Origin of the sequence: Streptomyces sp. NBC_00873, from assembly GCF_045207415.1 — a bacterium.
GTDB lineage: Bacteria > Actinomycetota > Actinomycetes > Streptomycetales > Streptomycetaceae > Streptomyces.
The window spans coordinates 3300418-3321072 of record NZ_CP108803.1 but is presented as its reverse complement, the minus strand read 5'-3'; the positions used below and the strand labels follow the sequence as shown (position 1 = coordinate 3321072).

At 70.0% G+C, this 20655-nt stretch carries 18 protein-coding genes, 3 pseudogenes and 1 riboswitch; of the genes and pseudogenes, 11 read left to right on the top strand and 10 right to left on the bottom strand.

Going from position 1 to position 20655, the window contains the following annotated elements:
- Complete coding sequence (gene aroA, locus OH809_RS14840; protein WP_406421943.1) at positions 1-1317, bottom strand: 3-phosphoshikimate 1-carboxyvinyltransferase; 1317 nt, start codon at positions 1315-1317, stop codon at positions 1-3.
- 103 nt (positions 1318-1420) lie between these two features.
- Complete coding sequence (locus OH809_RS14835) at positions 1421-2134, bottom strand: M50 family metallopeptidase (protein ID WP_406421944.1); 714 nt, start codon at positions 2132-2134, stop codon at positions 1421-1423.
- 52 nt (positions 2135-2186) lie between these two features.
- Between OH809_RS14835 and OH809_RS14830 the strand changes: the two genes are divergently transcribed.
- The 8 genes from OH809_RS14830 to def all read left to right on the top strand — a co-directional run bounded on the left by OH809_RS14830 (position 2187) and on the right by def (position 9719).
- The gene (locus OH809_RS14830) at positions 2187-3002 is read left to right on the top strand and encodes an SOS response-associated peptidase (RefSeq protein ID WP_406515207.1); all 816 of its coding nucleotides are present in this window, start codon (positions 2187-2189) and stop codon (positions 3000-3002) included.
- Positions 3003-3020: 18 nt separating this feature from the next.
- The gene (locus OH809_RS14825; RefSeq protein WP_406515206.1) at positions 3021-3671 is read left to right on the top strand and encodes an alpha/beta family hydrolase; all 651 of its coding nucleotides are present in this window, start codon (positions 3021-3023) and stop codon (positions 3669-3671) included.
- Positions 3672-3994: 323 nt separating this feature from the next.
- Positions 3995-4651: a sigma-70 family RNA polymerase sigma factor gene (locus OH809_RS14820; RefSeq protein WP_266990480.1), complete on the top strand. Its 657-nt coding sequence runs from the start codon at positions 3995-3997 to the stop codon at positions 4649-4651.
- Positions 4648-4959: a mycothiol system anti-sigma-R factor gene (gene rsrA / locus OH809_RS14815; RefSeq protein WP_406421947.1), complete on the top strand. Its 312-nt coding sequence runs from the start codon at positions 4648-4650 to the stop codon at positions 4957-4959. Before OH809_RS14820 ends, rsrA begins: the two co-directional genes overlap by 4 nt.
- 200 nt (positions 4960-5159) lie before the next feature.
- Positions 5160-6602 (top strand): HD-GYP domain-containing protein, encoded by a 1443-nt coding sequence (locus OH809_RS14810; RefSeq protein WP_406421948.1) that lies wholly within the window; start codon positions 5160-5162, stop codon positions 6600-6602.
- The gene (locus OH809_RS14805; RefSeq protein ID WP_406515205.1) at positions 6599-7870 is read left to right on the top strand and encodes an HD-GYP domain-containing protein; all 1272 of its coding nucleotides are present in this window, start codon (positions 6599-6601) and stop codon (positions 7868-7870) included. Before OH809_RS14810 ends, OH809_RS14805 begins: the two co-directional genes overlap by 4 nt.
- Before the next feature lie 92 nt (positions 7871-7962).
- Entirely contained in the window at positions 7963-8955 is a 993-nt protein-coding gene (locus OH809_RS14800; protein WP_406421950.1) for a tetratricopeptide repeat protein, read from the top strand.
- A gap of 125 nt (positions 8956-9080) precedes the next feature.
- Positions 9081-9719 carry a peptide deformylase gene (gene def / locus OH809_RS14795; RefSeq protein ID WP_406421951.1) on the top strand — a complete coding sequence of 213 codons (639 nt, stop codon included), beginning with the start codon at positions 9081-9083 and terminating at the stop codon, positions 9717-9719.
- A gap of 58 nt (positions 9720-9777) precedes the next feature.
- On the opposite strand, the pseudogene OH809_RS14790 reads toward def, so the two are convergent.
- A pseudogene (locus OH809_RS14790) lies at positions 9778-10261 on the bottom strand (helix-turn-helix domain-containing protein); the annotation flags it as partial.
- 23 nt (positions 10262-10284) lie between these two features.
- Between OH809_RS14790 and OH809_RS14785 the strand changes: the two are divergent.
- Positions 10285-10506 (top strand): hypothetical protein, encoded by a 222-nt coding sequence (locus OH809_RS14785; RefSeq protein WP_406421952.1) that lies wholly within the window; start codon positions 10285-10287, stop codon positions 10504-10506.
- 55 nt (positions 10507-10561) lie between these two features.
- Here the strand turns inward: OH809_RS14785 and OH809_RS14780 are convergent, their stop codons facing one another.
- The 6 genes and pseudogenes from OH809_RS14780 to OH809_RS14755 form a co-directional block, all read right to left on the bottom strand.
- A complete protein-coding gene (locus OH809_RS14780; RefSeq protein WP_406421953.1) occupies positions 10562-11575 on the bottom strand; it encodes a ribonucleotide-diphosphate reductase subunit beta in 1014 nt (337 codons plus the stop codon).
- Positions 11575-13971: a ribonucleoside-diphosphate reductase subunit alpha gene (locus OH809_RS14775; RefSeq protein WP_406515204.1), complete on the bottom strand. Its 2397-nt coding sequence runs from the start codon at positions 13969-13971 to the stop codon at positions 11575-11577. The genes OH809_RS14780 and OH809_RS14775 overlap by 1 nt, the downstream gene beginning before the upstream one ends.
- Positions 13972-14114: 143 nt before the next feature.
- A riboswitch (cobalamin riboswitch) is annotated at positions 14115-14253 on the bottom strand.
- A gap of 39 nt (positions 14254-14292) precedes the next feature.
- A pseudogene (locus tag OH809_RS14770) lies at positions 14293-14415 on the bottom strand (GNAT family N-acetyltransferase); the annotation flags it as partial.
- Between the two features lie 65 nt (positions 14416-14480).
- The gene (gene mctP / locus OH809_RS14765) at positions 14481-16136 is read right to left on the bottom strand and encodes a monocarboxylate uptake permease MctP (RefSeq protein WP_406421955.1); all 1656 of its coding nucleotides are present in this window, start codon (positions 16134-16136) and stop codon (positions 14481-14483) included.
- Entirely contained in the window at positions 16133-16387 is a 255-nt protein-coding gene (locus OH809_RS14760; RefSeq protein ID WP_406421956.1) for a DUF3311 domain-containing protein, read from the bottom strand. The genes mctP and OH809_RS14760 overlap by 4 nt, the downstream gene beginning before the upstream one ends.
- Before the next feature lie 190 nt (positions 16388-16577).
- Positions 16578-17342, bottom strand: coding sequence for a GntR family transcriptional regulator (locus OH809_RS14755; RefSeq protein WP_406421957.1), 765 nt, complete (start codon positions 17340-17342; stop codon positions 16578-16580).
- Positions 17343-17723: 381 nt separating this feature from the next.
- Between OH809_RS14755 and OH809_RS14750 the strand changes: the two are divergent.
- A pseudogene (locus tag OH809_RS14750) lies at positions 17724-18035 on the top strand (carbohydrate ABC transporter permease); the annotation flags it as partial.
- A gap of 9 nt (positions 18036-18044) precedes the next feature.
- On the top strand, positions 18045-19586 hold the full coding sequence (locus OH809_RS14745; RefSeq protein ID WP_406421958.1) for a glycoside hydrolase family 3 protein: 1542 nt from the start codon (positions 18045-18047) through the stop codon (positions 19584-19586).
- Positions 19587-19757: 171 nt separating this feature from the next.
- On the opposite strand, the gene nagB is transcribed toward OH809_RS14745, so the two are convergent.
- Entirely contained in the window at positions 19758-20543 is a 786-nt protein-coding gene (gene nagB / locus OH809_RS14740; protein ID WP_406421959.1) for a glucosamine-6-phosphate deaminase, read from the bottom strand.
- Positions 20544-20655 lie beyond the last annotated feature (112 nt).

Genomic DNA, 20655 nt, shown 5'->3' with positions numbered 1-20655 from the left:
TCAGGCCCCGAGCATTCGGGTCCACATCTGCGGGAAGTCCGGCAGGGTCTTGGCGGTTGTCGCCACGTTCTCGATCTCCACTCCGGGGACGGCAAGGCCGATGATCGACCCAGCGGTTGCCATCCGGTGGTCGTCGTACGTATGGAAGGTACCGCCGTGCAGCGGGCGCGGCTCGATGTGCAGCCCGTCGGCGGTCTCGGTGACGTTGCCGCCGAGCTCGTTGATCTCCTTGGTGAGCGCGGCCAGCCGGTCCGTCTCGTGCAGCCGCAGATGTGCGACACCGCTCAGTGTGGAGGGGGAGTCGGCGAGGGCCGCGACCGCAGCGATGCCGGGGGTCAGTTCGCCGACCTCGCCGAGGTCCACGTCGATGCCGTGGATACGCCCCGATCCGGTGAACGTCAGACCGCGTTCGGTCAGTTCACAGCTGCCGCCCATCGTGGTGAAGATCTCGCGCAGCGTGTCACCCGGCTGGGTGGTGTGCTCCGGCCAGTCCGGGATCGTCACCCGGCCACCGGTGACCAGCGCCGCCGCGAGGAAGGGCTGGGCGTTGGAGAGATCCGGCTCGACCGTCAGGTCGCGGCCGAGCAGTGCCGACGGGGACACCCGCCAGACATTCGGCTCGCCGCCCGTCTCCGGCTCGTCGACCTGGGCGCCGACGGCCCGCAGCATGTCGACCGTCATCCGGATGTGCGGCATCGAAGGCAGCCGGGAACCGGTGTGGCGTACCTCCACGCCCTGGTTGAAACGCGGTGCCGACAGCAGCAGCGCCGAGACGAACTGGGACGACGAGGAGGCGTCGATCGCCACCGGGCCGCCGTCCAGCGCCCCGCCGCCGTGCACGGTCATCGGCAGCGAACCGCGCCCGTCGTCGTCGATCCGGGCGCCGAGCACCCGCAGCGCGTCGATCACGCCGGTCAGCGGCCGCTCGTACGCACGCGGGTCGCCGTCGAAGCGGATCGGACCGTCGGCGAGGGCCGCGACCGGCGGCAGGAAACGCATCACCGTTCCGGCGTTGCCGACGTCGACCGTGGTGGGGCCGTGCAGCCCGGCCGGAATGACCCGCCAGGCCTCGCCGGAGCCGTCCGGGCCGACGCCCTCCTCGATGCCGACGCCCATGGCACGCAGCGCCTGCGCCATCAGCAAGGTGTCGCGGGAGCGCAGCGGGCGGCGCAGCCAGCCCGGCTCGGCGGCGAGGGCGGCCAGGACCAGCGCCCGGTTGGTGACCGATTTCGATCCGGGCACGGTGACGGTCGCGTCGACGGCCCCGCTCGCATGGGGGGCGGGCCAGAGGGCGGGGTGCACGGAACTTTCGGTCATGGACCTCACTTTAGTGGCTCGCCGCAAACCCGGATCTTGATCAAACAGGCTGAAACCGGGGCGTAAGAGAAGCGTGGTAGGCGTTGCCGCAGGCTGTTGTCCCTCACCGGCCGAGCATCCAGCGGCCGCCGCCGATCAGTGAGCAGATCGACACCGCATGGAAAAAGCCCAGCCACAGCACGGCCGGCACATCCGTGAGCCGGGACAGCTGGTCCGCGTCCGAGTCCGGCGCCCCGCCGCGCCGTCGCTTCGACTGCAGCTCGAACGCCGGACGCACACCCCCGAGGAGCAGGAACCAGACCACGGTGTACCCGAACAGCGACTGCACCGCGGGTGAAGCCAGCCAGGACACCAGCAGGAACGCCGTGCCGGTGAAGATCACCGCGAGCGCCCCGTACAGATTGCGGATCATCACCAGCATCACCGCGAGCAGCGCGGTCGACACCCACAGCAGCAGCGTGATCCGGCCGTCGGTGAGCAGCCAGGCGCCGCCGAGTCCCAGCAGCGGCGGCGCGGTGTAGCCCGCCGCCGCGGTGAGGATCATGCCTGTGCCGGTGGGCCTGCCGCGGCTGACGGTCAGCCCGCTGGTGTCCGAGTGCAGCCGGATGCCTTCCAGTCTGCGCCCGCTGACCAGGGCGATCAGCCCGTGCCCGCCCTCGTGGGCGATGGTGATCGCGTTGCGCGAGAGGCGCCACAGGATATTCGGTACGACGGCGATGAGCGCGACCGTGGCCGTCACGACCACCAGCCACTGCTCGGGTGCGGGCTGGGTACCGAAGACGCGATCCCACAGGTTGCCCAGTGCGGCGCTGTCCATGTGCGGGCGGCTCCTTGCGGTCGTGTCGGTGGGTCGTGGCAGTCTGGCACTTATGTGCGGACGGTATGCAGCGAGTCGGCGGCCCGAGGATCTGACCGGACTCTTCGGCGTCGAGAAATGGGAACCGGCGGAGACACTGGAGCCCGACTACAACGTGGCGCCGACCAAAGAGGTCTACGCCGTACTGGAACGTCCCGTGAAAGACGCGGATGATCAACGCCCGGTTCGCCAGCTGCGCGCCCTGAAGTGGGGACTCGTCCCCTCGTGGGCCAAGTCGCCCGAGGGCGGAGCCCGGATGATCAACGCCCGAGCGGAGACCGTCCACGAGAAGCCGTCCTTCCGCCGCCCCTTCGTCTCGCGCCGCTGCATCCTGCCCGCCGACGGCTACTACGAGTGGGTCACCGGCACCGACGAGCGGCAGCTGGAGGAGAAGGGGAGGAAGAAGCGGCCGCGGAAGCAGCCGTACTTCGTGACGCCCGCCGACGGATCGGTCTTCGCGATGGCCGGACTGTACGAGTTCTGGCGTGACCGGACGCTGCCGGACGACCACCCGCAGGCCTGGTGGGTGACCTGCTCCGTGATCACCACCGAGGCGGAGACCACCCCGCTCGCCGTCGCCCCCGCCGAGGGCCCGGGCGCACTCGCCGACATCCACCCCCGGATGCCGCTGATGCTGACCCCGGACCGCTGGGACGCCTGGCTGGACCCCTCGCGCACCGACATCGAGGAGCTGCGGGCGCTGCTGGCACCGCCGCCCGGCGGACTGATGCGGGCGTACCCGGTGGCCACGGCGGTCAGCAACGTCCGCAACAACGGGCCCGAGCTCCTGGAGGAACTGACCGCGCCGGAGGTCGGCACGCTCTTCTGACCGGGCAGGATGAGTGTTGTGAGTCGTAGAGAGACAGCCCCGAGGGCCGAGACGGTCGACACCGCCACCGGGCCCGCCCGGATCACCTGGTTGCCCGCGCGCAGACCCCGTCTGGTGCTCGCCGTCAGCCACGGCGCCGGCGGCGGCATCGAGGCCCGCGACCTCCAGGCGCTGGCCGCCGCACTGCCCGCACGCGGTGTGACCGTCGCGCTGGTGGAGCAACCGTGGCGGGTCGCCGGGAAGAAGCTCGCGCCCGCCCCGAAGACCCTGGACACCGGCTGGCGCGATCTGTGGCCTGCTCTCACCGCACCCGGGCTGCCCGTCGTCGCCGGCGGACGCAGCGCAGGCGCGCGGGTGGCCTGCCGCACGGCGGCCGAGCTCGGCGCGCACGCCGTCCTCGCGCTCAGCTTCCCGCTGCACCCGCCGGGCAGACCGGAGAAGTCCCGCAAGGACGAACTGCTCGGCGCGGGCGTGCCCACACTCGTCGTGCAGGGCGGCCACGACCCGTTCGGGCGGCCGGCCGAATTCCCCCCGGGGGAGTACGAGATCGCCGAGGTGCCGTACGGGGACCACGGCTTCGCCGTACCGAAGAAGTCCGGACTGACCGAGGGCCGGGCGATGGAACTCCTCACCGCCGCCGTGACGGAATGGCTGGACCGACTCCCGTAACGCAGGCCCGCACATCCCCAGTGGATCGGATCACACCCCGCGGACGACCCGGCGCACCCCGGGAATGTTGCGTCGGGGACCACTGTTGTTCGGGACATCGGTACATCAACGTCGTACGTGGAGAGGGAGTCCGTCGCATGGGTTCGACCATCTGCCCGCGCCGCTCGAACGCCGCTGACCTGGAGTGGACGGTGCTGCACGCGGCGAAGACACCCCCCGGGGGGGCACGGAGCGGATCGGAACGACAGCCCGCGTCGAAGCAAGGTCGACTATTCTCCGATTCGAGCGGGTCCGGTCTCGGAACCGCCACAGCGTTGGAGGAGGTGGGTCCGGTCACCGGTACCGACACAGGGACCGACGACGGCCGCGCGGAGGAGACGACCGCCGAGCGCAATGCGCGCTTCGAGCGGGACGCCCTCGGTTTCCTCGACCAGATGTACTCGGCCGCGCTGCGCATGACGCGCAATCCCGCAGACGCCGAGGACCTGGTTCAGGAGACGTATGCGAAGGCGTACGGCTCCTTCCACCAGTTCCGCGAGGGGACGAACCTCAAGGCGTGGATGTACCGCATCCTCACCAATACGTTCATCAACTCGTACCGCAAGAAGCAGCGCGAACCCCAGCGCAGTGCCGCCGAGGAGATCGAGGACTGGCAGCTGGCGCGCGCCGAGTCGCACATGTCCACAGGTCTGCGCTCCGCCGAGTCGCAGGCGCTCGATCACCTGCCGGACTCGGACGTGAAGTCCGCGCTGCAGGCGATCCCCGAAGAGTTCCGCATCGCGGTATACCTCGCCGATGTAGAGGGCTTTGCCTACAAGGAGATCGCGGACATCATGGGGACTCCCATCGGTACGGTGATGTCCCGACTGCACCGGGGCCGCCGCCAACTGCGCGGCATGCTGGAGGACTACGCCCGTGAACGCGGGCTCGTCCCCGCCGGTGCCGGAGAGTCGGACGATCGGAAAGGCTCGGGCTCATGAGCTGCGGAGAGCCGCACGAGACAGACTGCTCAGAGGTCCTCGATCATCTCTACGAGTTTCTCGACCACGAGATGCCCGACAGCGACTGCAGCAAGTTCGAGGTGCACTTCGAGGAGTGCTCCCCGTGCCTGGAGAAGTACGGGCTGGAGCAGGCGGTGAAGAAGCTGGTCAAGCGCTGCTGCGGTCACGACGACGTGCCGGCCGACCTGCGCTCCAAGGTGATGGGCCGGATCGATCTGATCCGCTCCGGGCAGACCGTGCCGGACCAGGACGTGGTGGCCGACCTGCCGAGCGCCGCCACGGAGTGACCGGCGGCCCCCCTGAAGGCGGGGGCCTTTTTCTGCACGCTGAGGGCGTGCCGCGACTGTCGCGGCACGCCCTCACCCGTACCACCGCCAACGCGTGCACTTCACCCGAACGTGCTAATCGGGTTCAACCATGCTCGACCGAGTGCCCAACTCGCTAGCGTGGCGCCTCCATCGACCTAGTGGGGGGGCGGGCAGGGCGGGTGAGAGGCACCGGGGCTGCGGCGCGCGCGGTCATTCTGGCCGCCGCGGTCTGCGCTGTCCTCTGTGTGCGGCCCGCGCTGCCGCCCGGCGGTACGGGGGTGCCCTGGGGCACCGTCGGCCTGCTCACCGGGCTCTATCTGGCCTGTGAACTGCCCGGACGCCGCCCGTTCTTCGGCAGCTCCGTGCCGATCAGTGCCGGATCGTTCTTTCCGCTGCTGCTCGCGGCGGCGTTCCTGCTGCCGCCCGCCGCCGCGGCGCTGGTCGCGATTCCCGGCTCACTCGCAGGCCGGGTGGAGAACGCGCCCGTGGCGGCCCGCCGCGTCTGGCGCACGGCCCAGCTGGTGATCACTGTCTGGGTGGCGTCGACCGTCCACGGCCTGCTCGGCGGCGGCGCCACGCTCGGCGGGTCCGGCCCCGGCCTGCTGCCCGACTTTCCGTACGCCGTCCTGCCCGCCTGCGTCGCCGCGCTGGCCTTCAGCCTCGTCCTGACCGCCCTGGACGGCTCGATCCGGGCCGCGGCCGAACGGCTGCCCGTCCGCCGCGCCTGGAGCGGGCTGCTGCCGAGCTCGCTCGGACCGCACCTGGTGCACGGGCTCGCCGGACTGATGATGGCCCTGCTGTGGCGCAGCTCGTACGGGCCGCTGTCGGCGCTCTTCGTCCTGCTGCCGATGTACATCTCCTGCTGGGTCTTCTCCCAGTACCACCGCCAGCAGGCAGCACACCGCGCCACCATCCGGGCACTGGTGCAGGCCGTCGACATCAAGGACACATACACCCGGGGGCACAGCGAGCGGGTCGGGCAGGCCTCCGTGCTGATCGCCAGGGAGCTGGGCATGGCGGAGGACCGGCTCGAAGTGCTCCGGTTCGCCGGGATCCTGCACGACGTCGGCAAGCTCGGCGTGCCGACCCGGGTGCTGCGCAAGGAGGGGCCGCTCACCCCGGAGGAACGGCGCGTGATCGAGCTGCACCCGGAGTACGGCCACGAGATCGTCCGGGGCATCGGCTTCCTGGGCGAGGCGCGGGCGGCGATCCTGCACCACCACGAGCGGCTCGACGGCAGCGGCTACCCCTACGGGCTGAGCGGGCGGGAGATTCCCGAGTTCGCACGGGTCGTCGCGGTGGCCGACGCCTTCGACGCGATGACGTCGACGCGGTCGTACCGCAGGGGACGGTCGGTGCCGGTGGCGGTGGCGGAGCTGAAGCGCTGTGCGGGGACGCAGTTCGATCCGCAAATGGTGCGGGCGCTGGCGCGGGCGGTGGAGCGGTGCGGGTGGGCTGCGGAGACGGTGGCGGTGACGGCGGACGAGGCAGTTCCGTCGCCGGGTGCGGGCGCCGGGTTCGTCCCGCAGGCTTCTCGTCCCCGGCCGCCGGACGGGCTTGATGGTGCCGACGGGCCCGACGGTGCGGACGGGCTCGACGCCGCCGCGGAACGTCCCCGGTGACCGGCGCCGTCGCTGCCGTCCGTGGCGGTGCCGTTGTGCTTGCCCTCGGGGGGCTGGCCCACACTCTCTGGCACGGAGTTCATGAACCCGGGCATGCCCTTGTCTTCGGGGCGCTCATCACCGTCGGCGAGCTCGCCCGCTGGGGTGCGCTGCCCGGGGAGCGGGAGCCCGCGCCGCTCGGGGCCGCCGGCGCGCTCGCGTACGCCCTGCTCGGCCGCAGTGGCGGGCAACCCACCACCCACGGGGTCCTCCAGGTCATCGCCGTCCTCGTCGCCGCGCAGCTTGTCGCCGCCGTGCCCCATGTGGCGCGCGGCAGCGGGCCCACCGCCGACCAGCTCGCCCGGCGGATCGTCACCGTCTCGTTCGCCGCCGTGTGCTTCCAGCCGCTCTACAACTCCGGCCGGACCGCCGACTGGTTCGGCGACGGCCCGTTCTTCGCGCTCTTCCTTCTCGTCCTGCTCGGGCTCACCGCCCTGTGCGACGCCGTGCTCGGCGCCCTGCTGCTGCGCTCCGGCACCTTCCCCCACGGCTTCAGGAGCAGGGGCGGCACCTCCATCCCGTACGGGCCGCTGCTCCGCGACGAGCTGCGCGCCCTCCTCGGCATCGGTTCGGCGGTCTGTGCGACCGGTGCGGTGATGGCGCTCGGGGTCGCCGTCGCCGGGCTGTGGGCGCTGCCCGTGCTCTGCGTACCGCTGCTGCTGACCCAGGTGTCGTTCCGCAGGTTCGTCGCGGTGCGCACCACCTACCGGCAGACCATCGCCTCGCTCGCCCGGTCCACCGAGATCGCCGGCTACACCCCCCACGGGCATGCCCGCAGGGTGGCGGTCCTCTGTACGGCCGTCGGCCGGGAGCTGGGGCTCTCCGGGGCCGAGCTCACCGTGCTGGAGCACGCCGCCCTGATGCACGACATCGGTCAGCTCTCCCTCGTCGACCCCGTGCCCGACGGGGCGACCGCCCCGCTGCCCGCCGCGGAGCAGCGCAGGATCGCGCTGCTGGGCGGGGCCGTGGTCCGGCAGACCGGCGTGGACTCCGAGATCGCCGTCGTGGTGGAGCGGCAGGCCGACCCGTACCGCGAGCAGCCGCTGCCCGCCCGGATCGTCCGTGCCGTCAACGCATACGACGACCTGTGCGGGGAAGGTCTCAGCGGCCCGCTCGGCGCTTTGGAACGGCTCCGGCTCGGCACCGCCCACGACTACCAGCCGGAGGTGGTCGAATCGCTTGCCAGGGTCCTGGCCCGGGGCGGTCTGACCCCCGTCCCGCCTGGGTAACCCATGGGTAATGAGCGGGCGTCCTGCCAGGCATGGTTGGATGCGAAGGAGAGCGCAAGAACGAGGGTGTCCAGTCGGGACAGGCGGGAATCGTGAGGATCTTCGGGAAGGTACGGCATCGGCCCTCCGCCTCTTGGCGGCAGGCCACGGACCGCGCGTTCACGCTGATCGGCGACGGCCGGTACGAGGACGCGGGCGCACTGCTGACACGGGCGGCGGACCTGGAACCCTGGCTCTCCGAGTCATGGTTCAACCTGGCGCTGCTGCACAAGTTCCGGCATGACTGGGAACAGGCGAGAGCGGCGGGGCTGCGCGCCGTCGCGCTCCTCGACAAGGAGTTCGGAGCCCCCGACTGGTGGAACGTCGGGATCGCCGCCACCGCCCTGCAGGACTGGCCGCTGGCCCGCCGCGCCTGGCAGGCGTACGGCCTGAAGGTGCCCGGCGCCGGCCAGCACACCGCGGCGGCCAACAGCGAGCCGGTCGGTATGGAGCTGGGCAGCGCGGCCGTGCGGCTGTCGCCCGAGGGCGAGGCCGAGGTCGTCTGGGGCCGCAGGCTGGATCCGGCCCGGATGGAAGTGCTGTCGATCCCGCTGCCCTCCTCCGGTCGGCGCTGGGGCGAGGTCGTCCTGCACGACGGGGTGCCGCACGGCGAGCGGGTCACCGCGGCCGGCCCCTCGTACCCCGTGTTCGACGAGATCGAGCTCTGGGCGCCGTCCCCCGTACCCACCTGGGTGGTGCTCCTCGAAGCTGCCACGGAGGCGGACCGGGACGCTCTGGAGCAGCTGGCGTCCGATGCCGGGTTCGCCGCCGAGGACTGGTCGTCATCCGTACGGCTGCTCTGCCGGGCCTGTTCCGAGAGCCGGATGGAGAGCGACGAGGGTGACGGCGAGCATCTCGACCCGCACGACCGCAGCGAGCCCGGCCATCCGGGTCCGCTCGGCCACCGCACCGCCGGAGACCTGTGGGTGCCGGAGCGCGAGTGCGGGATAGCGGCACCGGCCGGGCTGGTGCGGGGACTGCTGGACGGCTGGGTGGCGGACAGCCCGGACAGCCGTGAGTGGCGGGATCTCGAAGAAGTCTGCTGAGCCGTGCGTCCGCGGCCCGGCCGCAGGGGCCTCCCCCGCGCTCGGGGAGCCCGCTCCCTGCCGTGGGGCAGGCCGTTACGCTGTACGGGCATCGATTCGGGTTTTGAGGAAGGCGTACGGCGGACATGGCGCAGCAGGAGACGGACGAGCAGATCAGCGTCGACGACGAAGGCTTTGTCGTCGACACCGAGGACTGTGAGGCGCGCGAGGCGGCGTACCGCGAGCGCGGGACCTCCCGTCCGATCACGGTCGTGGGCAACCCGGTGCTGCACAAGGAGTGCAAGGACGTCACCGAGTTCGGTGACGAGCTGGGCCGGCTGATCGACGACATGTTCGCCAGCCAGCGGACGGCGGAGGGCGTGGGCCTGGCCGCCAACCAGATCGGCGTGGACCTCAAGGTCTTCGTCTACGACTGCCAGGACGACGACGGCGTGCGGCATGTGGGCGCCGTCTGCAACCCGGTGCTCGAAGAGCTGCCGCCGGAGGAGCGCATCCTCGACGACTCCAACGAGGGCTGTCTCTCCGTCCCGACCGCGTACGCCTCGCTGGCCCGCCCGGACTACGCGGTGGTGCGCGGCCAGGACGCCAAGGGCAACCCGGTCAAGATCCGCGGCAACGGCTACTTCGCGCGCTGCCTCCAGCACGAGACGGACCATCTGTACGGCTACCTGTACATCGACCGGCTCTCGAAGCGGGACCGCAAGGACGCGCTGCGGCAGATGGCGGAGAACACGCCGCGCTACGAGATCGTGCCGAACGAGTAGAACCTTCGGCGGGCCCGGTCTCCCCGAGTGGGGCCGGGCCCGTTTGCGCTGTTATGGATCAGGCCACTTCGGTCATAGCGGTCGGGCCGCGGAAGGCGCGGCGGTACGCGATGGCGCAGCGCGGCCGCGTTTCCGAACCCGGTCTGCCCGGCGATCGTGTCCATCGTTTCGTCGGATGTCTCCAGCAGATGCTGGGCGAGCAGGACGCGTTGCCGCAGCAGCCAGCGGTACGGGGTGGTGCCCGTCTCCCGGTGGAAGCGGCGGGCGAAGGTGCGCGGGGACATGTGCGCCTGGGCGGCGAGATGTTCGACGGTCATCTCCTGGTCGAGATGGCGCTCCATCCAGGCGAGCCTCCCGCCGACCGTGTCGCACGCGGTACGCGGCAGCGGGCGCTTGATGTACTGCGCCTGGCCGCCGTCGCGGTGCGGCGGCACCACCATGCGGCGGGCGATGGCGTCGGCGACATCGGGGCCGTGTGCCTGACGGACCAGATGCAGGCAGGCGTCGATCCCGGCGGCGGTGCCCGCCGAGGTGATGGGGCCTGATCCGCAGTCTCATCCATGACATGGAGCGAGAGCGCGAGCAATTTCTTGCGCGGCTGGCAGAGGAGAATCTCCTTGCAGGATTCAGCCGTGAACGTTGGATGTTGTTCGATACGAGACGGAGGAGGGGTGCTGTCTCCGCAGTCGTCAAGGAGATAGTGGTCCATCCTCTGCCCAAGGGGCGCCCCCGGAACGCACCCTTCGATCCCGCGTTCATCGAAGTGGTACTCCGGGGCGACGACTGATCCCGGCGGGCTGTCCTCCGAGACATTGCGAAGGACAGCCCACCAGATGGTGCGATCAGAAGTCCTCGTCGAAGTCGACCTTGCCCTCGACGGCCACCTGGTACGCCGATGGACGGCGCTCAAAGAAGTTCGTCAACTCCTGGACACCCTGCAACTCCATGAACGAGAAGGGGTTCGACGATCCATAGACCGGAGCGAGACCGAGCCGACGGAGGCGATCGTCGGCCACGCACTCCAAGTACTGCCGCATGGAGTCGGTATTCATTCCAGGCAGGCCGTCACCGCAGAGGTCGCGGCCGAACTGGAGCTCAGCTGCGACCGCTTCCTCGAGCATCGCGGAGATGTCCTTCTCCAGCTCCTCGTCGAAGAGGTCGGGCTCCTCCTTGCGGACCGTGTCGACCACCTCGAAGGCGAAGCTCATGTGGCAAGTTTCGTCCCGGAAGACCCAGTTCGTCCCCGTGGCGAGACCGTGCAGCAGACCGCGCGAGCGGAACCAGTACACGTACGCGAACGCGCCGTAGAAGAACAGCCCCTCGATGCACGCCGCAAAGCAGATCAGGTTCAGCAGGAAGCGGCGGCGGTCGGCCTTCGTCTCCAGCCGTTCGATCTTCTCGACCGAATCCATCCACTTGAAGCAGAACTGCGCCTTCTCGCGGATCGAGGGGATCTCCTCGACCGCGTCGAACGCCGCCGCACGGTCCTCCGGGTTCGGCAGATACGTGTCCAGCAACGTCAGATAGAACTGGACGTGCACGGCCTCCTCGAAGAGCTGACGCGACAGGTACAGCCGCGCTTCCGGGGAGTTGATGTGCTTGTACAGCGTCAGCACGAGGTTGTTGGAGACGATCGAGTCACCGGTCGCGAAGAACGCGACGAGCCTGCCGATCATGTGCTGCTCGGCGGGTGTCAGCTTGGCGAGATCGGCGACGTCGGAGTGGAGGTCGACCTCCTCGACCGTCCAGGTGTTCTTGATCGCGTCACGGTAGCGCTCGTAGAAGTCCGGGTAGCGCATGGGCCGCAGGGTCAGTTCGAAGCCCGGGTCGAGCAGATTCTTGTCGGTCGAGCTCATTACTGACAGGCCTCGCAGGACTCGGGGTTTTCGAGGGAACAGGCGATCGCGTCCGCGTCGGGAGCCGAAGCCTGCTGCACGGGAAGGGAAGCGTCGGCCGCGGCCCGGCCGGACGCCGCGCGGGCGATCCGGGTGGCCGGGCGCGAGCGCAGGTAGTACGTCGTCTTCAGCCCCTGCTTCCAGGCGTACGCGTACATCGAGGAGAGCTTGCCGATCGTCGGCGTCTCCAGGAACAGGTTCAGCGACTGGCTCTGGTCCAGGAACGGCGTACGCGCCGCCGCCATGTCGATCAGACCGCGCTGCGGGATCTCCCATGCCGTGCGGTACAGCGCCCGTACGTCCTCCGGGATCCAGGCGAAGCCCTGCACCGAGCCGCTCGCCTCGCGCAGTGCCTCGCGGGTCCGCGCGTCCCACACGCCCAGTTGCTTCAGCTCGTTCACCAGATAGGCGTTGACCTGGAGGAACTCACCGCTGAGCGTTTCGCGCTTGAAGAGGTTGGAGACCTGCGGCTCGATGCACTCGTACACCCCGGCGATCGAGGCGATCGTGGCGGTCGGAGCGATGGCGAGCAGCAGTGAGTTGCGCATGCCGGTCTTCGCGATCCGGGCACGCAGCGCGTCCCAGCGCTCCGGCCAGCTCAGCTCGGTGTCGTAGTGGTCGGGGTGCAGCACGCCGCGGGCGGCGCGCGTCTCGGACCAGGCGGGCAGCGGACCGGACCGCTCGGCGAGGTCGCAGGACGCCTCGTACGCGGCGAGCATGATCCGCTCGGAGATCTTCGTGGAGAGCGCGCGGGCCTCGGGGGAGTCGAACGGCAGCCGCAGCCGGAAGAAGACGTCCTGGAGCCCCATCGCGCCCAGCCCCACCGGACGCCAGCGGGCGTTGGAGCGGCCGGCCTGCTCGGTCGGGTAGAAGTTGATGTCGACGACCCGGTCGAGGAACGTCACGGCGGTACGGACTGTGGAGTCCAGCCGCTCCCAGTCGATGTCGCCGTCGGCCACGAACGAACCGAGGTTGACCGAACCGAGGTTGCAGACGGCGGTCTCGCCGTCGTCGGTGACTTCGAGGATCTCGGTGCACAGGTTCGACGAGTGGACGACGCGACCCGGCTCGGCGGTCTGGTTGGCCGTCCGGTTGGAGGCGTCCTTGAACGTCATCCAGCCCTGACCGGTCTGCGCGAGCGTCCGCATCATCCGGCCGTACAGCTCACGCGCGGGCATCGACTTGCGGGCCAGGCCCTTGGCCTCGGCTGCCCGGTACGCGGCGTCGAACTCGTCGCCCCACAGGTCGACCAGTTCCGGCACGTCGGCGGGGGAGAACAGCGACCAGTCGCCGTCCGCGTCGACCCGGCGCATGAACTCGTCCGGGATCCAGTGCGCCAGGTTGAGGTTGTGCGTACGCCGCTGGTCCTCGCCCGTGTTGTCGCGCAGCTCCAGGAATTCCTCGATGTCCGCGTGCCACGTCTCCAGGTAGACGGCGGCGGCGCCCTTGCGGCGGCCGCCCTGGTTCACTGCGGCGACCGAGGCGTCGAGCGTCTTCAGGAACGGCACGATGCCGTTTGAGTGCCCGTTGGTGCCGCGGATCAGCGAACCGCGGGCGCGGATCCGGGAGTACGAGAGGCCGATGCCGCCCGCGTGCTTGGACAGCCGCGCCACCTGGTGGTAGCGGTCGTAGATGGAGTCGAGCTCGTCCAGCGGCGAGTCCAGCAGATAGCAGGAGGACATCTGCGGGTGACGGGTGCCGGAGTTGAAGAGTGTGGGGGAGGAGGGGAGGTAGTCGAGGCGGCTCATCAGACCGTACAGCGCGGCGACCTCGTCCAGTGCGCGCGCCGACTCGTCCTCGGCGAGACCGGCGGCGACGCGCAGCATGAAGTGCTGCGGCGTCTCGATGACCTGGCGGGTGAGCGGGTGGCGCAGCAGATAGCGGCTGTGCAGTGTCCGCAGCCCGAAGTAGCCGAACCGGTCGTCGGCGCCGTCGGCGAGGGACTGCTCGACCAGCGCGTCGAGCCGGGCCGCGTGGAGCGCCACGAACGCGGCCGTACGGTCCGCGATCAGACCCTCGCGGTGGCCGACGGCGACCGAGGCGGAGAACGACAGCGCGCCCTGACCGGCCGCCTCGTCCGCGATGGCGCGGGTCAGGAGGCGGGCGGCGAGCCGGGAGTACGCGGGGTCCTCGGCGATCAGACCCGCGGCGGCCTCGGTGGCCAGCGCGCGCAACTCCGCCTCGTCCGACGCGGCGTTGCGGCCGCGCAGCGCGGCGGCGGCGACGCGGCCGGGGTCGGTGTCGGGCAGATCGGCAGTGAGGTCGGTCAGGGTCCGCAGCAGTGCGGTCCCGGGTCCGTCGTTCGTGGTTCCCGCGGACTCGGCGACTGAAGCCGGATCGGCTGGCGCGATGGTCACGTGGTGCTCTCCCTCGCTCGGCTCGGGGCCGGCGGGGGAGCGGGGCGGCCGCGCGGAGGCATGCCCGAGGAAGGAGGGCAGCACTGCGTGCGGCGTCCACCGGCCCATCCGCGAGGCCCGGACGTCTGGGCGTCCGGATCGGTCGAGCCGGACGCGCTGTCGGCAGGTCCTCGGACTTTCAGGGTGCACAAAGGGGCACCGAACACACCGTTGCGGGACAGTTCCGGATTCGCACCGGATTTCCCTGCGGCGACAGCGAGCACGAGCATACATGTGGGGGCCGCCCGATGAGGCGGCCCCCACATGTTGTGTCACAACGGTTCAGAAGCTCAGGCTGTACGTGAGCAGCGCGAGGCCCGCGATGGGATCCGAGTCGCGTTCCGGCGTGCGTACGAAGCCGAGTCGATGGTGGATCCGGTGGGCGCCGAGCATGGTCGGCTGGGTGCAGCCCGTCCGGCGAGGGAACCAGGGCCTGTCTTCCGGATCGGGCCTGATCCAGACGAAGGGCCCTAGCCGGCGGACGGGCTCGCGTCTGGTGACGGGCTCGACTCGGGCCTGGCCGACGGGAGTTCCACCCGGACACCCGGGTCGCCCGCGTCCGCCGTGTAGTCCGCCGGGGAGGTCTCGTCGATGCCCACCGGGGCCTTCACCGCGTTCAGGACGAACGTCAGCACCACCGTCACCACGGCGTTCAGCACGAACGCCGTCAGACCGATGTAGCCGATCTCGCCGATCCCCGGGATCTCCTTCGAGGAGCCGCCGAAGTGCGCCTGGGTCGGGCTCGCCACCCCGTACGCGGCGAGCGTGCCGTACACCATGCCGACCGCCCAGCCCGCGAGCAGCGCCCAGCGGTGGAACCACCGGGTGAACAGGCCGCCGACCAGCGCCGGGAACGTCTGCAGGATCCAGATCCCGCCGAGCAGCTGGAAGTTGATCGCGACCGTCTTGTCCATGGTGAGGACGAAGACGAGCGCACCGACCTTCACCAGCAGCGACACCAGCTTGGAGACCTTCGTCTCCTGGGCCGGGGTCGCGTCGGGCTTCAGGAAGTCCTTGTAGATGTTCCGGGTGAAGAGGTTGGCCGCGGCGATCGACATGATCGCGGCGGGCACCAGCGCGCCGATGCCGATCGCCGCGAACGCCACGCCGGCGAACCAGTCGGGGAACATGTTCTCGAACAGCTGCGGGATCGCCAACTGTCCGTTCTCCACCTTGACTCCGGCGGCGATCGCCATGAAGCCGAGCAAGGCCAGCAGGCCCAGCATCAGCGAGTACAGCGGCAGGATCGTGGTGTTCCGCCGGATCACCTCACGGCTGCGGCTGGAGAGCGTCGCCGTGATCGAGTGCGGGTACATGAAGAGGGCGAGCGCCGACCCCAGGGCCAGGGTCGCGTAACCCCATTGGCCGGGATCGGCCGGCGCGAGGGCGCCGCGCGGTTTGCCGGTTGCGGGGTTGGTCTGCGAGAACGCGTCGCCCGCCTTGGCGAAGATGTCGTCGAAGCCGCCCAGCTTGATCGGGATGTAAATGATCGCCACCGCGATGACCAGGTAGATCAGCCCGTCCTTGACGAACGCGATCAGCGCGGGGGCGCGCAGCCCGGAGGAGTACGTGTACGCGGCGAGCACCGCGAACGCGATCAGCAACGGCAGGTCCTTGACGAACCAGCTGGTGTTCTCGCCGCCGCCGACGCCCATCACGTCCAGCACCGCCTGGATGCCGACGAGCTGGAGCGCGATGTACGGCATCGTGGCGAGGATGCCGGTGACGGCGACCGCCAGCGACAGCCCCTTCGATCCGAAGCGGCCGCGGACGAAGTCCGAGGTGGTGACGTACCCGTGCTTGTGCGAGACCGACCACAGGCGCGGCAGGAAGGTGAAGATCAGCGGGTACACGAGGATGGTGTACGGGACTGCGAAGAAGCCGGCCGCTCCCGCTGCGTAGATCGCGGCGGGTACGGCGACGAAGGTGTACGCGGTGTACAGGTCGCCGCCGAGGAGGAACCAGGTGACCCAGGTGCCGAACGACCTGCCGCCCAGGCCCCATTCGTCGAGACTGGCCTCGTTCTCGGCCTTGCGCCAGCGCGCGGCCATGAAGCCGATGACCGTGACGGCCAGGAAGAAGAAGATGAAGACGCCGAGCGCGACGCCGTTCACGCCGTCCTTCATGCCGACGCACCCCCCTTGCGGGCGCGCTGGTCACGCTGCCAGAGCTTGTACGCGACCATCGTGAGCGCCGTGGAGATCAGCACCCAGACCATCTGGTACCAGTAGAAGAACGGGATGCCGATGAAGGTGGGGTCCACCTTCGCGTACGAACCCACCCAGAGCATCGCCACGAACGGGGCGGCGAGACAGAGGGCGATGAGCACTCTCACCGGTGTGACTGCCGGTGGTTTCGCGTCTGCTTCTTCGGGCATGTGGCGACTCCGTCCCCTCGCTGATCACCTGTTGTAATGCGCAGGCAATCTAGGGGAGTATCCCGGCCACCGTCACCCCCTGTCCGGCAAAAGTGTGACGGAGCCGCTGGAGGGATTCTGCCCGGGGGACCGACTCCTGATGCTCTGTCCGGGTCCGGACAGTGGTCCGGTCAGGAGCCGGTCCGCGGTCTCAGTCGGTCGGCCGCTTCAGACGCGCCACGAACTTGTAACGGTCGCCGCGGTACACCGACCGCACCCATTCAACCGGTTCGCCGTGTCCGTCCAGGGAGTGACGGGACAGCATGAGCATCGGCAGGCCCACGTCCGTACCGAGCAGACCGGCTTCGCGCGGGGTGGCGAGCGAGGTCTCGATCGTCTCCTCGGCCTCGGCGAGCCGTACGTCGTACACCTCGGCCAGCGCCGTGTAGAGCGAGGTGTACTTCACCAGCGAACGACGCAACGCGGGAAAGCGTTTGGCCGAAAGGTGTGTGGTCTCGATGGCCATCGGTTCACCGCTGGCCAGGCGGAGCCGCTCGATCCGCAGTACCCGGCCGCCGGTTGTGATGTCCAGCAGCCCGGCGAGGGTGTCGTCGGCCGTGACATAGCCGATGTCCAGCAGTTGTGATGTCGGTTCCAGGCCCTGGGCGCGCATGTCCTCGGTGTAAGAGGTGAGCTGCAGGGCCTGCGAGACCTTCGGCTTGGCCACGAATGTGCCCTTGCCCTGGATGCGCTCCAGCCGGCCCTCGACGACCAGCTCCTGGAGCGCCTGGCGCACGGTGGTGCGCGAGGTGTCGAACTCGGCGGCCAGGGTCCGCTCCGGTGGCACCGGGGTGCCGGGCGGCATGGTGTCCGTCATGTCGAGGAGGTGGCGCTTCAGCCGGTAATACTTCGGGACCCGCGCGGTGCGCGTGCCCGCGCCCGTCTCGTTCTCCGTACTGCCCCCGTCGGCACTCATGGCCCGCCTTCCCGACTGCTGCGTTGCTGCCGTCACCTGCTCCTCCGTCTGTTGCGGCTCACATGGTGGCACGGTCCGGTCACGGCTCGTCGCCCTCCCTCAGGTGTCGGTCCTGTAACGGACGCGAGTGCACTTCTTATACACCCTTGACACCCCTAAAGGTCTAGGCCAAGCTCCGAGTACTGGTCTAAACCATTAAAGACCAGGTCCCAGCCCCACGGGCAGTACCCGTCGTATGCAATTGTGCGACGGACGGCGATCTCGGGTGGTGGGGGGGAATTCTCTTGCATCCCTGAGGAGGGTGTCGTGAAGCGCGGACTCATCGCGGCCATTGGTGGGGTGGCTCTCTTGGCCGGTGCCACTGCCTGTGGCTCGGACGAAGTCGACGGCTGCACCCGCCCGCAGGCGTTCAGGAAGGTGATCCTGCCGCTGCTCGGCCCCGGTCTGATGGCGACCTCGCTCTTCGGTTTCATCACCGCCTGGAACGAGTTCCCGCTCGTCCTCATCCTCAACAAGGACATCGAGTCCCAGACCCTGCCGCTCTGGCTCTCGCAGTTCCAGACCGCGTTCGGTGACGACTGGGGGGCGACCATGGCTGCCTCCTCGCTCTTCGCGATCCCGATCCTGATCCTCTTCATCTACTTGCAGCGCAAGGCCGTCAGCGGTCTTACCGACGGCGCCGTGAAGGGATGACGCCGCGTCATGACCACACTCACCTCCACCACGGACACCGTCACGCGCGACGCCCTCGCCGTCCTGCAGCCGGGGTTCGCCGGCACCACCGCGCCGGACTGGCTGCTGCGCCGAGTCGGCGAAGGACTCTCCTCCGTCGGTCTGTTCGGCCGCAACATCGAGACGCCGGAGCAGCTCTCCGCGCTCACCGCCCAACTCCGGGCCGAGCGGGACGACGTACTCGTCGCGATCGACGAGGAGGGCGGTGACGTCACCCGGCTCGAGGTGCGTCATGGCTCGTCCTTCCCCGGCAACCTCGCACTCGGCGCCGTCGACGACCTGGGGCTGACCCGTGCGGTCGCCCAGGAGCTCGGCCGCCGGCTCGCCGAGTGCGGCGTCAACCTCAACTGGGCGCCGTCCGCCGACGTCAACTCGAACCCGGGCAACCCGGTCATCGGCGTACGGTCCTTCGGAGCCGACCCGCACCTGGTCGCCCGGCACACCGCCGCGTACGTCGAGGGACTCCAGGCCGCCGGGGTTGCCGCCTGCACCAAGCACTTCCCGGGGCACGGCGACACCGCGGTCGACTCGCACCACGCGCTGCCCCGCATCGATGTGGACCTCGACACCCTGCACGCCCGTGAGCTGGTGCCTTTCCGGGCGGCGATCGCAGCGGGTTCCAAATCGGTGATGAGCGCGCACATTCTGCTTCCCGCGCTCGACCCCGGCCGCCCGGCGACGCTGAGCCCGCAGATCCTCACCGGTCTGCTGCGCGAGGAACTGGGTTACGACGGGCTGATCGTCACCGACGGCATGGAGATGCAGGCCATCTCATCGACGTACGGGATCGAGCGCGGTTCCGTCCTCGCGATCGCCGCGGGCGCCGACGCGATCTGTGTCGGCGGCGGGCTGGACGACGAGGGCACCGTGCTGCGGCTGCGCGACGCGCTGGTCGCGGCGGTACGGACCGGCGAACTGCCCGAGGAGCGGCTGGCCGACGCTGCGGCACGGGTACGTGCCCTCGCGTCCTGGACGCAGCGGGCGCGGGGGGCTCTCCCGGAGCCGGGCGCGGCGACGCAGGAGGGGACCGCGCCCCGCACCGGTATCGCTTCCGGCATCGGCCTGGTGGCCGCCCGTCGTGCGGTGCAGGTGACCGGCACGGCCGAACCGCTGATCGAGCCGGCGTACGTCGCCGCGTTCACCCCGGTCGCGAACATTGCGGTCGGCGACGAGACCCCGTGGGGCATCGCGGCCGAACTGGCCCGGATCCTGCCGGGCACCGGCACCGACATCTACAACAGCGAGGCCGAGGCCCCCGTGACAGCGGTCCTGGACGCCGCGGGGGACCGGCGCATCGTCGCGGTCGTCCGCGACGCCCACCGTCACCCGTGGATGACGGACGCTGTGGACACCCTGATCGCCGAGCGCCCCGACACGGTGGTCGTCGAAATGGGCGTTCCCCAGGAGTCCCCGAGAGGCGCGCTGTACGTAGCCACCCACGGCGCAGCCCGAGTCTGCGGCCAGGCAGCAGCAGAGGCCATCACGGGATCATCCGGCCCGTCCGGAGCCTGACACGGGAACGGTCCACGCGCTGTCGGGGGTTCCGACCCCGGTCCGGCGTTCGAGGACGACACGCAAGCCGGTCGTGCATCCGGCACACGAAAGGGCCGGGACACCCCACACGGTGCCCCGGCCCTTTCGGGCCCTGACGGCCTCCCCCACTCCCTGTCGTGGGGCAGGCCGTCAGATCCCCTGCCACCGCGGCTTCGCCGCATACGTGGCCCGGAAGTAGTCCGCCAGCTTCAGCTTCGACGCCGCGGCCTCGTCCACGACCACCGTCGCGTGCGGATGCAGCTGCAGGGCCGACGCCGGTACGAACGACGCCACCGGCCCCTCGACCGTCAGCGCCACCGCCTCGGCCTTGCCCTCGCCCGTCGCCAGCAGGATCGGGTGGCGGGACTCCAGGATCGTGCCGATGCCCTGCGTGATGACGTGGTGCGGCACCTGGCTGATGTCGTTGCCGAAGAAGCGCGCGTTGTCGACGCGGGTCTGCTCGGTCAGTGTCTTGATCCGGGTACGGGACGCCAGCGAGGAGCACGGCTCGTTGAAGCCGATGTGCCCGTCCGTGCCGATCCCGAGCAGCTGCAGGTCCACTCCGCCCGCCGCGGCGAGCGCCTGGTCGTACGCCTCGCAGGCGGCCTGGACGTCCTCGGCGGAGCCGTCCGGGCCCATGAAGGACTCCTCGGACAGTCCGAGCGGCTCGACGACCTCGCGCAGCACCACCGAACGGTACGACTCGGGGTGGCCGGCCCGCAGTCCAACGTACTCGTCGAGCTGGCAGATGCGCGCGCGCGAGGCGTCCACCTCGCCGGAGCGCACCTTGGCCGCCAGCGCCTGGTAGATGGGCAGCGGGGTCGAGCCGGTGGCAACGCCGAGAAGGGCGTCGGGCTTGCGGCTCAGCAGGGCACCGATGGCTCCCGCGATGAGTTCGCCGCCTGCCTTGCCGTCCGGGACGATGACAACTTCCACGCGGGGCCTGCCGATCTGAAGAGTGGTGAACGTGGTATAGACCAATCTAAGGCCAATCTAGCAGAGCCTGGCAACCCGCGGGCGATCTCCGGGTTCCCTTCGTGCGCTGTCC

Bases quoted from the DNA above. Each gene is read 5' to 3' on its own strand.
- OH809_RS14830 (WP_406515207.1), top strand. From the start codon at position 2,187: ATGTGCGGACGGTATGCAGCGAGTCGGCGGCCCGAGGATCTGACCGGA.
- mctP (WP_406421955.1), bottom strand. From the start codon at position 16,136: ATGAAGGACGGCGTGAACGGCGTCGCGCTCGGCGTCTTCATCTTCTTC.
- OH809_RS14755 (WP_406421957.1), bottom strand. From the start codon at position 17,342: ATGAGTGCCGACGGGGGCAGTACGGAGAACGAGACGGGCGCGGGCACG.
- OH809_RS14780 (WP_406421953.1), bottom strand. From the start codon at position 11,575: ATGAGCTCGACCGACAAGAATCTGCTCGACCCGGGCTTCGAACTGACC.
- aroA (WP_406421943.1), bottom strand. From the start codon at position 1,317: ATGACCGAAAGTTCCGTGCACCCCGCCCTCTGGCCCGCCCCCCATGCG.
- OH809_RS14835 (WP_406421944.1), bottom strand. From the start codon at position 2,134: ATGGACAGCGCCGCACTGGGCAACCTGTGGGATCGCGTCTTCGGTACC.
- OH809_RS14760 (WP_406421956.1), bottom strand. From the start codon at position 16,387: ATGCCCGAAGAAGCAGACGCGAAACCACCGGCAGTCACACCGGTGAGA.
- def (WP_406421951.1), top strand. From the start codon at position 9,081: ATGGCGCAGCAGGAGACGGACGAGCAGATCAGCGTCGACGACGAAGGC.
- OH809_RS14745 (WP_406421958.1), top strand. From the start codon at position 18,045: ATGACCACACTCACCTCCACCACGGACACCGTCACGCGCGACGCCCTC.
- OH809_RS14785 (WP_406421952.1), top strand. From the start codon at position 10,285: ATGGAGCGAGAGCGCGAGCAATTTCTTGCGCGGCTGGCAGAGGAGAAT.
- rsrA (WP_406421947.1), top strand. From the start codon at position 4,648: ATGAGCTGCGGAGAGCCGCACGAGACAGACTGCTCAGAGGTCCTCGAT.